Consider the following 12,895-nt stretch of genomic DNA (forward strand, 5'->3'; position numbering starts at 1 on the left):
TTAAGGCACGCGCCTACGCTGTTCTCACTATTCATCGCATGAGGGGGGAACCTCATGACCCAGCTCGCCAGTGACATCCTCGGAACTCTCCGAGCGACGATGAAGGGGCCGGTCATCGGCCCGAACGACCCGGGCTACGACGAGGCCCGAAAGGTCTGGAACGCCGCGATCGACCGTAAGCCGGCCGCGATCGCGCGGTGCCAAAGCGCCGACGATGTCAGCGCGGCGGTGATGGGCGCCGTCGAGCACGGGCTCGAGATCGCTGTGCGTGGGGGAGGGCACAGCATGGGTGGCGCGTCGGTGGTCGACGACGGCCTGGTCATCGATCTCAGCATGCTCAACGAGGTCAGCGTCGATCCCGAAGCGAAGCGGGCGAGGGTCGGCGGGGGCGCGCTATTGGGCGACGTGGACAAAGCCGCGCAGGCGTACGGTTTGGCCACGACCACTGGCATGGTGAGCCACACCGGCGTCGGCGGCCTCACGTTGGGCGGCGGGATGGGCTGGCTGACCCGCCAAGCCGGTCTGAGCATCGACAACGTCCTCTCGGCCGAGGTCGTCACCGCGGACGGCCGGATCCTGCGCGCCGACGCGAACGAGAATCCCGAGCTCTACTGGGCGATAAGAGGTGGAGGCGGCAACTTCGGCGTCGTCACCGAGTTCGAGTTCCGGCTCCACGAGGTCGGCCCACTCGTCCAGTACGGGATGCTCTTCTGGGGCCTGGACCAAGGGCCGGACGCGCTGCGGCTCGCCCGCGACGTCATCCCCACCCTGCCCCGCGAGATCAACGTCGTGATCGCCGCACTGAACGCCCCACCGGCGCCGTTCGTCCCCGAGCAGTACCACTTCCAGCCCGGCTACGCGCTGGTCGTGGTGGGCTTCGGGTCGAACGCACAACACGAAGTGGCGCTGACGCGGCTACGCGAGAAGGTGCCGCCGCTGTTCGAGCACGTCACGCCCCTGCCGTACCTGGCGCTGCAACAGATGCTGGACCAGGCCAACGCGTGGGGATCCCACTGCTACGACAAGGCGGTCTATCTCGAGGAGTTCACCGACGACGCGATCGAGGTGATCACCGAGTACGTACCGCGCAAGACCTCGCCGCTGTCGGTGATGCTGGTCTACCGGCTCGACGAGGCCTACTCGGAGGTGGGCGAGGACGAGACGGCGTTCAGCGGTGGACGGTCGCCCCGGTACAACGTGTTCGTTGTCGGCGTGTGCCCGACCGCCGAGGCACTGGTCGCGGAGCACGACTGGGTCCGTGAGTTCTGGGAGGCGCTCCACCCGCGTGGCCTCGGCGTCGGCATCTACGTGAACGCGCTGATCGACGCCGACGAGGACCGGGTGCGAGTCTCCTACGGTGCGGCCAAGTACGACCGGCTGGCCAGCATCAAGCGCACGTACGACCCGGGCAACGTGTTCCACCGCAACGCCAACATCAAGCCCGCCTAGGTTTCGCATGAGGGCGTCCCTCTATCGATCTATTCGACAGAGGGACGCCCTCATTCGAAACGGCAGCTCAGCGCATCGCGGTCCGCGGGGCGGCCGGGGCGCTGGAAGCGGTGGCTGAGGGGCCGGTCTCGACCACGTTCACGTCGTCCAGCTGGATCCACGTCTCGCCGCCGTTCGCCCACTTGCCGGCGAAGACCTCGAAGACGGTGTGCGGTCCGCTGTCGAAGTCGACCGTCAGCTGCGTGTACGCGTCGTGCCGCTCGAACTTCGTCTCCTTCCAGACCCCGCCGCCGACCAGGCGCACGCCGAAGTAGGCGTTGTTGTTGTTCGCCGACGTCCGCACCCAGCCCGTCAACCGGTACTTCCGGTGCGGCTGGACCGCGAACTGCTGCTTGACATCACTCCAACCCGACGAGGTGTTGGCCCACGCGTTGTTCTTCCCCGTCCGCGCGCCACCCGCGTCGAAGTCGAGACCCGATCCCGGCCCGGTCACCCACGGGGCCTTCTCGCCGGAAAGTTGCCCCTCGAACGACGGCTCCGACAGCAGTGACAAAGGCCCGGAGGACTTCGTCAACGTCGTCCGCATCAGGAACGCGTTGTACGGCAGCCACTGCGACATCGCGAAGTAGAGCTGGTTCCCCTTGCTCCACGGGTGAATGAACGAGCCGTACAACGCCGTGAACTGCTGCCCCGAAGCCACCACCTGCTCCCCGCTCCACGGCCCCTGCGGCGACGTAGCCTCCCGGAACACGATGTCCGGCTGCCCGTTCAGCCCGCGCGCGTCGTCGATGTACAGCATGATCCAGCGCTTGAGGTACGCGTTGTACTGCACCGACAGCTCGCCGACGTTCGGCACGACGATCGGCGTCGCGATCCACTCCGAGCCCTTCGACCAGCGCGTGCCGGTCCAGTACTCGTACGAAGACTTCTCCAGCACTTTGCCAGGGCGCACCCTCGCGACGTGCGCCGAGCCACCGCGCCCGTTCGGCGTGCCGAACAGGTACACGTAGTCGCCCTTGTGCACGAACGCGGCCTGCTGGAACGGGTTGTCCCACCGCCCCGGCGTGTTCACCCACTTGGCGTCGCGCGCGATCTTCCAGGTCTGCCCGTTGTTGTCCGAGTACGCGATCGCGCCCTCGTTGGTGAACCAGCGTCCGGGCGGACCCCAGTAGTTGACCGACATGTAGTGCAGGTAGCTGCGCTTGCCGATCGTCACGCCCGCGGTCGGGATCGTCGTGTGCACGATGCCCGGCTGCTTCGGGCAGTCGAACAGCTCCTTCGCGTGTCCCGGCCGGTCGACCACGAAGTCGTCGAACGCCATGCCGTCGGCGAGGTTCCTGTCCGAGCTGCGGCCGAGCACCTGGCAGCGCCAGTCGATGGTCGCCTGGTCACCGACACCGCCGCCAGGCCCCGTCCAGCCGGCGCCGTACGTGTCACCGAACGCCGCGAACACCTGGCCGCGGCCGTTGTCCCACAAGATGCCCAGATCGGTCGCTTTGACCGACCAGTTCGTGTCGGTCGCGCTCGTCGAGCCGGGACCGGTGAGCTTCGCGAGCTGCTCGGCGGGGGAGACCGTCGTGCTCCCGTTCGAGGCGGCGGCTGGGGTCAGTGTCTTGACTTCCTGGGGAACGGCCGCATCGGCGGCGGGGACGCTCGCGCCGACGAGCAGGACGCTCAGCGCGACGAGGCGAAGCTTGGAACGCGGCAACATGGAAGTACCTCCAGATGCGCACCAGGACGAGGATTCGCACAATCTAGATGAGCCCACCGACGAATTCTCGCGGTTGCGGGAAATGGATTTCTCGACAGGTTCGCTGGTGATCCCCTGTGGATGGCTTGTGGACAGACATCCGGTTATCCACGGGCTCCGTGCGCCGCGTCAGCTTGCCGCCGCTGTCGGGGTAATCTCGCCGGATGGCCGACCACGATGAGAGCGCTTCGGCGCGCGTGAAGGAGATTCTGGCGGCCGCTGTGGAGGAGCTGGGCGGGAGCGAGCGACCGGGCCAGGTAGCGATGGCCGACGCGGTCGCCCGGGCGATGACCGAGCAGGAGCACCTGGTGGTGCAGGCGGGTACGGGCACGGGCAAGTCGCTCGCGTACCTCGTGCCGGCGTTCGCCCGCGTGGAGAAGAGCGAACGGCCGGTCGTGATCGCGACGGCGACGCTGGCGCTGCAGGCGCAGCTCGTCGACCGAGACCTGCCGATGCTCGCCGACGCGGTGGAGAAGAAGCTGGCGCGGCGGCCGTCGTACGCGATCTACAAGGGTCGCGGCAACTACGCCTGCCTGCAGCGCGTACGCGACGGCGTGCCCGACGACCAGGGCGAGCTGATCCAGGCACAGCCGACCGGCCCGTTGGGGCGGTCGGTGCTCGAGCTGCGCGAGTGGGCCAAGAAGGAGTCGTCGAACGGTGGCGCCGGCGACCGCGACCACGCGCCGTCGCACCAGGACCGGGCCTGGTACCAGGTCGCGGTGAGCGCGCGCGAGTGCATCGGCGCGGACAAATGTCCTTATGGGCTGGAATGTTTCGCCGAACGAGCGAAGACCCGAGCGATGTCGGCCGACGTCCTCGTCACCAACCACACGCTGCTCGCGATCGACGCGCTGGAGAACTTCCACATCCTGCCCGACTACGACGTCGTGGTGATCGACGAGGCGCACGAGCTGGCCGCGCGGGTGACGGCGTCGGCGTCGGCGGAGCTGTCGCCGGGCGTGGTCGAACGAGCCGCGCGGCGAGCCCGCGCGTTCTGCGACGACGGTGAGGCCGAGCCGCTGGACGAGGCCGGCGAGGCGCTACGGATGGCGCTCGCGGTCGCCGAGCCGGGCCGGGTCGAGACGTTGGCGCCCGCGCTGGCCGAGGCGGTGGCGTTGGTGCGCGACGGCGCGCGGACGGCGTTCTCGGCGTTCCCGGAGGAGATCAAGGACCAGCCCGAACGCGAGGCCGCGCGCCGGCAGGCGAAGGTGCTCGTCGACCAGATCCGCGACGTCGCCGAACGCATCGCGACGATCTCGGCGTACGACGTCGTCTGGATCGCCGAGCGCGAACGAGGCGGGCCAGAGCTCCGGGTGGCGCCGCTGTCGGTGGCGGGGCTGTTGCGGAGCGGGCTGTTCGCGAACCGTACGGCGATCCTGACCTCGGCGACGCTCACCGTCGGCGGGGACTTCGACTCGACGGCGCGCTCGGTCGGGCTGCGGCCGGTCGACCTCGTTCCCGAGGGCGACGCACCCGCGAAGAAGGCGCCGGTGGAGAAGGTCGACGGCGACGTGGTCGAGCCGTTGCCCTGGCGGGCTTTGGATGTGGGCTCGCCGTTCGACTACGGCAAGCAGGCGATCCTGTACGTCGCGCGCAAGCTGCCGCCGCCGGGTCGGGGTGGGATCTCGGAGAAGGTGCTGGACGAGCTGTGCGCGCTGATCGAGGCAGCCGGCGGACGGACGTTGGGGCTGTTCTCGTCCCGCCGGGCGGCGGAGGAGGCGGCGAGCGCCGTCCGCGACAAGCTCGGCGTCACCGTGCTGTGCCAGGGGGAGGGGCAGTTGCCGGAGCTGCAGAAGGCTTTCGTGAAGGACCCGGCGACGTCGCTGTTCGGGACGTTGTCGCTGTGGCAGGGGTTGGACGTGCCGGGGGACACGTGTCAGCTGGTGGTGATCGACCGGATCCCGTTCCCGCGGCCGGACGACCCGCTGATGTCGGCGCGGCAACGTTCGGTGGACGAGGCCGGCGGCAACGGCTTCATGTCAGTGGCGGCGACGCACGCCGGCCTGCTGCTGGCGCAGGGAGTGGGGCGGCTGATCCGCCGTTCCTCCGACAAGGGCGTCGTGGCGGTGCTGGATCCGCGCCTGGTGACTGCCCGGTACGGCAACTTCCTCAAGGGTTCGTTACCGCCGATGTGGTTCACCCACGACCGCGAGATCGCGCTCGGTGCGTTGCGTCGGTTGCGCGACACCGCGGCGTCCGAGGCGAGCTGACCTGGCTAAACCGGTCGCAAGAGCGTCGGCGGCCGCGTTGCTTCGTCGATGCCCCACGTCGACGAGGCGACGCGTCAAGCCGCCGACCGGTGCGGACCCATAGATACGGGTCGCCCAGGTACACCTGCCGGGGTCGGGCGGGTACCTGGGCGACCATTTTCCTTGAGGGCTCGCGGTTAAGCGGTCACTCCGGGAGCGGGACGGGCAGGTCCGGTACGGAACCACCCAGGCCCAGGCCAGACAGAAGATCCATCACGACACTCAGCACCTGGTCGATCAGATCGGTCAGGAAGCTGGTGTCCAGGCCGCCGGGCAGCCCCGCGGCGTCTTCTTCGCTCGCCGGCAGCGGTACCGGAAGGTCCGGCAGGCCGAGGCCGAGCGATTCGAGCAGGCCCTTGACCAGGTCCAGGATCTGCTTCAGCAGGCCGGTCAGGACGCTGGTGTCGGGCAGCCCCGGCACCCCGGGAAGCCCTTCGGCTTCGGCGTCGCTGGCTTGGGCCGGCAGCGGTACCGGAAGGTCCGGCAGGCTGAGGCCGAGTGAGGCGAGCAGGCCCTTGACCAGGTCCAGGATCTGCTGCAACAGACCGGTCAACAGGCTGGTGTCGGGAAGCCCCGGCACCGGCAGGTCGGCTTCGGCGTTGCTGTCGGCAGCGGGTGCCCCGAAGCGCATCATCGCGGTGCGCTTGCGGTCGATCCGGTCGCTCTCGTCGACGGCCCGGTCGGACAGTCTGTTCAGCTTCTTGAGCTGCGCCGGGTCGAGGTTCGATGTGTCGACCTTCGCGAGCTTCTCACGCAGCTCGCCCTTGTCCAGGTTCAACATCCGCTCGAGGCGGTCGATCCGCTCGATGCTCCTGCTGTCGCGGTCGGAATCTCCGGCCGTGATTGCCGCCGAGGCCGGAATGGCCGCGGCGACAGGCATCGCGATTCCGAGAATGACGGCCGCGATCCGGGTATGGATTTTCGCCATGGTGCTAAGACACCTCCACGCTTGGAAGATCTGCCAGACCACGGGCCCCTCCCATTCCCTGGACCCGGTGATCGCGCGAAGCGATCTCCTTTCCTTCCGAGCAGAGCAGCCCATGGAGGAGGCTGCTCCACTGCGCCCCGTAGTGAAGCCCTAAAACCACACATTCGATCCGAATGGTCTTACTCACTCAGATCGGACGTAATACACATAGTTCGCAGCTATCTACGAATTGTCAAGATCTCGTCGCTCTCTGTATTGAGGCTTAGGCGCACAAACAACAACCGCGCCACGGAAACTCCGGGGCGCGGTTGCTGTCGGGGAATCCGAGTGGCTCAGACGCGGCGGAGGACCGCCACGACCTTGCCGAGGATCACCGCGTCGTCGCCGTTGATCGGCTCGTACGCGGGGTTGTGCGGCAGCAGCCAGACGTGGCCGTCGCGCCGGCGGAACGTCTTCACGGTCGCTTCGCCGTCGAGCATCGCCGCCACGATCTCGCCCTGTTCGGCGTTCTGCTGTTGCCGAACGACCACCCAGTCGTCGTCGCAGATCGCCACGTCCACCATCGAGTCGCCGCGCACCTTGAGCATGAACAGCTCGCCGTCGCCGACCAGGTCCCGCGGCAGCGGCATGACCTCCTCGATCGCCTGCTCGGCGAGGATCGGGCCACCGGCGGCGATCCGGCCGACCACCGGCACGTACGTCGGGGTCGGGCGCAGCTCGCCGAGGCCGGTCTCGTCGTACGTCGCGTCGCTGGCCGCGCCGACCGAACGGCGGGGCTGGTCGTGCGGAGCGAGCACTTCGAGCGCGCGCGGCCTGTTCGGGTCGCGGCGCAGGAATCCCTTCTCCTGCAGGACCTTGAGCTGGTGGGCGACCGACGAGGACGAGGTCAGGCCGACCAGGTCGCCGATCTCCCGCATCGCCGGCGGATAGCCGCGCTTGTCGACGGACTCCCGGATGACCTCGAGGATGCGGCGCTGCCGCGGCGTGAGGCCGGAAGCGTCCGGCGGGCCGTCAGGAAGCTCTCGTACCGCGGCGGTCTGGCTGTCCTGGCCCGCGCGCTTCCCCTTCGGCATGGCGATCTCCTTCGGGCGAGTGGCCGGCGGTGAGGCCGGCTCGAGGCTGGGCGAGTGGGGCGTTGGTGGTCACGTTAGGCCCTGACTTGGACACTTTCAAACATCTGTTCGAACTGGCGTGTCGCGCGACACGCTCGAACAAATATTCGATCGCTCCTTGGGCTTGTCGGTGGGTTGGTGTACAACTTCGTACAGGCGTTCGATCGAACAATAGTTCGAGCAAGGAGGCGGTAGGAATGGGTGTCACCACGACGACGCGGCCGGCCCGCAGGCGCAATGTGCGGCCGACGGTGGTGCGGTTGCCAGCCCCGGAACGGGTACGTTCCTGCGCTCTCGCGCCGGAGGAGCGGACGCTCGACTTCTCCGAGCGCCCCGTCCAGCTGACCAGGCGCGGCCGGCTCGTGCTGGCTCTCGGCGTTGCGGTCGTCGCCGCGGTGCTGATCGCCCTCGCCGGCCTCGCGGCACTGAAGATCGCCCCCGCCGCCGACGCGTCCGTGCCGGAGCGGACCGCCACGGTGATGGTCGAGCCGGGCCAGACGCTCTGGCAGATCGCCAAGCGCGCCGCGCCCTCGGAGGACGTCCGCGCGACCGTCGACCAGATCATGCGGCTGAACGGGATCAAGGACGCCGGCGCCGTCGAAGCCGGCACCGAGTTGCGCGTCCCGCTGTCTCGCTAGACCGGCCGCTGAGTCGCCGAGGTTCGAACGCCTGCCTCCTCGGCCTCACCCACGGAATCGAATCGAGCTGGTCGACGAAGAACGGGCATGACGCTTCGAGGCCTCGTTCTGCCCGTGCTCCTGATCGGCGCCCTGCTCGCCCCGGCCGGCAGTGCCGCCGCGGCGCCACAGATCTTCCCGGAACGGTTCACGCTGACCGTTCGGCTCCTTGACCGCGCCGGCCAGCCCGCACCGGCAGCGACGGTGCCGTCCATCGACATCTTCAAGCTCGACGATCCCGATTTCATCTACCGAGGCGATCCAGGCCGGATCGTCCTCCGGCAGGGCCGGTACGCCGTCCATGCGACCATCCGCACCCCGCGCCCTGGGCTCGAGCCGTCGTACAGCTTCATCTCCCACCCCGACCTGCGCATCAATGGCGACACCACGCTCACCCTCGACGCGCGCCTCGGTAAGCCTGTCGGCCTGAGCTCGGACGACCCGGCCGCTCGCGGCGGCGCGTACAGCTTCCATCGCTACGCCCGCATCGCCGGCGAGACTGTCGGCACGTACGAAGAGTTCGACCCGCGGTACCACCCGACCTACGCCGCGACGGTCCCAGGCGCCGGTTCGCCCACGTTCGCCTACTCCCAGATCCGCCGCGCCGCAGAGCCCCAGCTCGAGCTCCACCTGCTCGGAGCGGATGGCTTCGAGGTCGCCGCGTACGGCTTCCTCAACTCACCCGTACCCCAGCTGCGTGGCACCTTCACCGCCGTCTACGCAGGGGGCGGCACCACTGCGGACCTGGCCCGCGTCGACGCGCGCGGCAAGCTCGTCGCGATCGAGCTCCCCAGCGGTACCACCTATGCCGAGGCGTTCCGCCGGACCGCGAACATCAAGGCCGCCGGGGCCAAACTCGCTTACGTCGTGGTGAGCCCGGCGAGCGGCGACTGGATCGCCGCCGCCGAGGCGGAGGAAGCTCCCGCGTTGCCGACTCTCGAAGGCAACACCGTGACCGGCCGGCGGTTCCTGGCACGGGTCAAGGCGGCCGAACGAACCGTGTCGGTCGTCCTCGATCGACGCCCGACCCGCCGGTACGAGCTCGCGTACGGCGGCGACACCGACCTGAGCAAGGCCCGGGTGCTGCGACCGCGCACCCGCGACCTGGCGGCCGTACGTACGACGTACCACGGTGACGCCGCCCACCCGTTGCGCGAGGTCTCCGCCGTGACCACGATCGCCGGCGGCGACGTGTTCCTCTTTACGTCCGAGCCCACCGTCGCGCCGACAACTCGCCTCGAGTACTTCACGCCTGGCACGTGGAGGCTGTCCGCCTGCGGGCCGGGCACGGGCTGCGCGTCCACCACCGAACGGCTGGTCCGCGGCCGGACGCACAGCGTCGCCTGGAACAAGGCGGTCGCGGGTCCCACGTTCCGCGGCGCCACGGAGGACCGCACGTACGGAAGACGACCGTGGGCCTGGCGCAAGGACGGCGCGCTCGACCTCGCGTTTCCGATGTTCGGCGACGCCGCCGGGCGTCCACGCGAGGCGCTCCCCGAGATCGGCGACGAGGGATCGATCGCGCTCTACCGCGACGGCGCTCTCGTCCAACGCGTGCCGAGGCCGTCGCGGGCGCGCATCCCTGTCCAGGCGGGGGAGTCGACCTACCGGCTGATCGCCGAGGCGATCCGGGAGACCGACTGGTGGCCGCTCTCGCGGACCGTCAAGGCGGACTGGACGTTCCGTTCGTCGGCAGCGAACGAAGGCGAGTCCCTTCCGCTGGTGACGGTTCGCTTCGACCCGAAGGTCGACGTCCTCAACCGAGTCCGCGCCGACCGCCGGATCTCGATTCCCGCGTACGTCGAACGCGGAGGAGTCTCGGTCCGAGCGAAGCAGCTGAGCGTGTGGACGTCGGCCGACGACGGGCGCACCTGGCAACAGGTCTCGGTGCGGCGAACGCTGGCCGGCTGGCGGGTCGACGTACGCACGCCGCCGTCCGGCTACGTCTCGCTGCGAGCGCGAGCGGTCGACACCGCCGGCAACCGCGTCGAGCAGACGATCCTGCGCGCGTTCGGAGTCTAGCCGGGTGCCGTGGTCGGGGTCACTTCAAGCACCCGGCTCCGGAGCGCGCCAGCGCGACCATATGGCTAGCCGGGTGCCGTGGTCGGGGTCACTTCAAGCACCCGGCTCCGGAGCGCGCCAGCGCGACCATATGGCTAGCCGGGTGCCGTGGTCGGGGCCACTTCAAGCACCCGGCTCCGGAGCGCGCCAGCGCGACCATATGGCTAGACGGAATAGGTTGCGAGCCTGCGCCGAAGAACCGATGTGGAACGCACCGCCGACGACGCGGTGGCCGTGCTGACCGACGCCGAGCTGATGGGCGCCGGCGCGGCCGAGTTCGGCGTGCTCTTCGACCGGCACGCCCACGTGCTCTACCAGTACTGCGTGCGCCGCGTCGGGCCCGCGGCGGTCGAGGACGCGGTCGCGGACACGTTCCTCATCGCGTACGAACGACGCGACCGGTTCGACCACACCCGCGCGAGCGCGCTGCCGTGGCTGTTCGGCATCGCGACGAACGTGATCCGCCGGCACCGGGCCGCCGAGACCCGCTACCAGCGGCTGGTCGCCCGGCTGCCCGCGCCCGTCCCCGAGGCACCCATGGCGGAGCGCGCGGTCCAACGAGCCGATGCCGAGGCAGGCGTACGCACGATCGCCGCCGAGCTGGCCCGGATGTCCGCGCGGCACCGCGACGTGCTGTTCCTGTTCGCGGCCGGGCTGAGCTACGCCGAGATCGCCGAGGCACTCGGCATCCCCGCCGGCACCGTGATGTCCCGGTTGCACCGCGCTCGCCAGCGACTGCAGGCGGCGCACGGAGGTGAGTCATGACCGATCTCGACGAGCGGCTGCGCGCGTACTACGACGCGGCCGATGAGCCGCCGCCCGAGGCGCTCGCACGCATTCGCCGCCGCGTCCTCACCCCCCAGCGACGCTCGCCGGCACCGTGGCGTTGGCCGACGCTCGTCTCGGCCGCGGTCGCGTTCGCCGTCCTCGCGCTGGTCGTGCTGACGCGATCGGCCTCCGTGCCGGCGGACGACGCCCGCGCCACGCTCGAGCTGGTCGCCGCGCGGGCGGCCGGCAGCGCGCCGACCGCGCTTCCGGGCGACGGCTTTGTCTACGCACGCACGCGGCAGCTCGCCGTCAATTCGGTGTTCGGCAAGGACGGCGAGGCTCGGTACGAGTCGGAGAGCCTGATCGAGACCTGGGCGCCGGCCGACACGCTGCGCGCCGTCCGGATCGACACCACGACGGGGCTCCACGCCCGACCGCTGACGGCGGACGACGCGGCCCGGCTGAGTGCGTACGGCTCGACGTACCAGACCGTCCAGCAGCGCTCGACCACCACGCCGAACCGCGCAGAGCTTCCCGTGCGCGCCTACCTGGCGGCGATCCCGACCGACCCGCACCAGGTGGTCGCGCGGCTGCGCGAAGAGGTGGAGACCGCGTACGGTCCGCCGCCGCGAGGGTCGGCCAAGCCGTCCGTCGACCAACGCACGTTCACCCGGATCGGCGATCTGCTCAGCGAGGCCGGTGTCCTGCTGGAGCCGGCGCAACGGGCCGCGCTCTTCCGCGCCGCGGCGCTCCTGCCCGGCGTCCGCGAGCTCACCGAGCGTGCCGATCTCGCCGGTCGCTCGGGCGTCGCGATCGGGTACGGGATGCCGAACGGGACCCGCGAGGAGCTGATCGTGGACGTCGACTCCGGGCAGGTGCTCGGCCTCCGGACGGTGGACATCTCCAGCGGCACCGTGCTCGCCTGGTCCTCCTCCGAGCAGCGCGTGGTCCGGGCGGTCGGCGGCAAAGAATCCGCCAGGTGAAACACGCTCCGTCACCGAATCGGCTCCCGCAAACCACCCCAAAACGCCGGCCCAGGCGGCCTGACCTGCGCCGATGACACGATCCGCGAAACGACACGCGGAAGCTTGCATGCTGGTGTTCGGCGACGTAGATTACCCCTACATCTAGTAGTTACACGGCTGTAAGTCATCCACAGGTAGTTCACAGGCGGAACGCACAAGTGCACAGGTTCTCCCCAGGTGATCCACAGGATTACCCCCAGGCGAGAGCCCCACAGGCACCGCGGTCCCACCGCGACTCCCTCCCGCGATGACACGCAGAGTAACCGCCGAGGAGGTGCGTCGCCCGTGCACTGCCCGTTCTGCCGCCACCCTGACAGCCGCGTCGTGGACAGCCGCACCGCCGACGACGGCACGGCGATCCGGCGTCGCCGGCAGTGCCCGGAATGCGAACGCCGCTTCACCACGGTCGAGCAGGTCACGCTCGCGGTCGTGAAGCGCTGCGGCGTCACCGAGCCGTTCAGCCGGGACAAGGTCGCCTCCGGCGTCCGCAAGGCCTGCAAGGGCCGGCCGGTCGGCGAGGACAAGCTCGCCCTGCTGGCCCAGCGGGTCGAGGAGGACATCCGTTCCACCGGGCTCGCCGAGGTGCCCTCGCAAGAGGTCGGCCTCGCGATCCTGGGTCCGCTCCGCGAGCTCGACGAGGTGGCGTACATGCGCTTCGCCAGCGTCTACCGGAGCTTCGGCAGCCTGGACGACTTCGAGACCGAGATCGCCTTGCTGCGTGCGGAGAACGAAGACACCGTGCCCGAGCCCGAGCCCCGTACGCAGGCGGCGCAGAACGAGGCACGTCCGACATAGCGCACCACCCACGGGCAGCCGCCGAGGTCTGCCCACCCCACGACGTGTCCCTGGGCCAGCAAGGGGAAGTGCCTGGCCCAG

General features: G+C 69.6%; 10 protein-coding genes. 7 read left to right on the forward strand and 3 right to left on the reverse strand.

The window, feature by feature from the left end:
• Positions 1-54 precede the first annotated feature (54 nt).
• The gene (locus JOD67_RS18355; RefSeq protein ID WP_205118829.1) at positions 55-1,449 is read left to right on the forward strand and encodes an FAD-binding oxidoreductase; all 1,395 of its coding nucleotides are present in this window, start codon (positions 55-57) and stop codon (positions 1,447-1,449) included.
• Positions 1,450-1,516: 67 nt separating this feature from the next.
• Here the strand turns inward: JOD67_RS18355 and JOD67_RS18360 are convergent, their stop codons facing one another.
• Positions 1,517-3,160 (reverse strand): glycoside hydrolase family 183 protein, encoded by a 1,644-nt coding sequence (locus JOD67_RS18360; protein ID WP_205118830.1) that lies wholly within the window; start codon positions 3,158-3,160, stop codon positions 1,517-1,519.
• Between the two features lie 203 nt (positions 3,161-3,363).
• Between JOD67_RS18360 and JOD67_RS18365 the strand changes: the two genes are divergently transcribed.
• Entirely contained in the window at positions 3,364-5,409 is a 2,046-nt protein-coding gene (locus tag JOD67_RS18365) for an ATP-dependent DNA helicase (protein ID WP_205118831.1), read from the forward strand.
• A gap of 184 nt (positions 5,410-5,593) precedes the next feature.
• Here the strand turns inward: JOD67_RS18365 and JOD67_RS18370 are convergent, their stop codons facing one another.
• Positions 5,594-6,418, reverse strand: coding sequence for a hypothetical protein (locus JOD67_RS18370; protein ID WP_205118832.1), 825 nt, complete (start codon positions 6,416-6,418; stop codon positions 5,594-5,596).
• Positions 6,419-6,708: 290 nt separating this feature from the next.
• A complete protein-coding gene (gene lexA, locus JOD67_RS18375) occupies positions 6,709-7,449 on the reverse strand; it encodes a transcriptional repressor LexA (protein WP_205118833.1) in 741 nt (246 codons plus the stop codon).
• 236 nt (positions 7,450-7,685) lie between these two features.
• On the opposite strand from lexA, the gene JOD67_RS18380 reads away from it, so the two are divergent.
• The 5 genes from JOD67_RS18380 (at position 7,686) to nrdR (ending at position 12,814) form a co-directional block, all read left to right on the forward strand.
• Positions 7,686-8,126 carry a LysM peptidoglycan-binding domain-containing protein gene (locus tag JOD67_RS18380; RefSeq protein WP_205118834.1) on the forward strand — a complete coding sequence of 147 codons (441 nt, stop codon included), beginning with the start codon at positions 7,686-7,688 and terminating at the stop codon, positions 8,124-8,126.
• 87 nt (positions 8,127-8,213) lie between these two features.
• Positions 8,214-10,187, forward strand: coding sequence for a protease-associated domain-containing protein (locus JOD67_RS18385; RefSeq protein WP_205118835.1), 1,974 nt, complete (start codon positions 8,214-8,216; stop codon positions 10,185-10,187).
• Between the two features lie 243 nt (positions 10,188-10,430).
• Positions 10,431-10,991 carry an RNA polymerase sigma factor gene (locus JOD67_RS18390; protein ID WP_205118836.1) on the forward strand — a complete coding sequence of 187 codons (561 nt, stop codon included), beginning with the start codon at positions 10,431-10,433 and terminating at the stop codon, positions 10,989-10,991.
• Positions 10,988-11,977 (forward strand): CU044_5270 family protein, encoded by a 990-nt coding sequence (locus JOD67_RS18395; protein ID WP_205118837.1) that lies wholly within the window; start codon positions 10,988-10,990, stop codon positions 11,975-11,977. The genes JOD67_RS18390 and JOD67_RS18395 overlap by 4 nt, the downstream gene beginning before the upstream one ends.
• A 327-nt stretch (positions 11,978-12,304) precedes the next feature.
• Entirely contained in the window at positions 12,305-12,814 is a 510-nt protein-coding gene (gene nrdR / locus JOD67_RS18400) for a transcriptional regulator NrdR (RefSeq protein WP_205118838.1), read from the forward strand.
• Positions 12,815-12,895: the final 81 nt, after the last annotated feature.

The sequence above is a fragment of the Tenggerimyces flavus genome (genome assembly GCF_016907715.1).
Classification (GTDB): Bacteria; Actinomycetota; Actinomycetes; order Propionibacteriales; family Actinopolymorphaceae; genus Tenggerimyces; species Tenggerimyces flavus.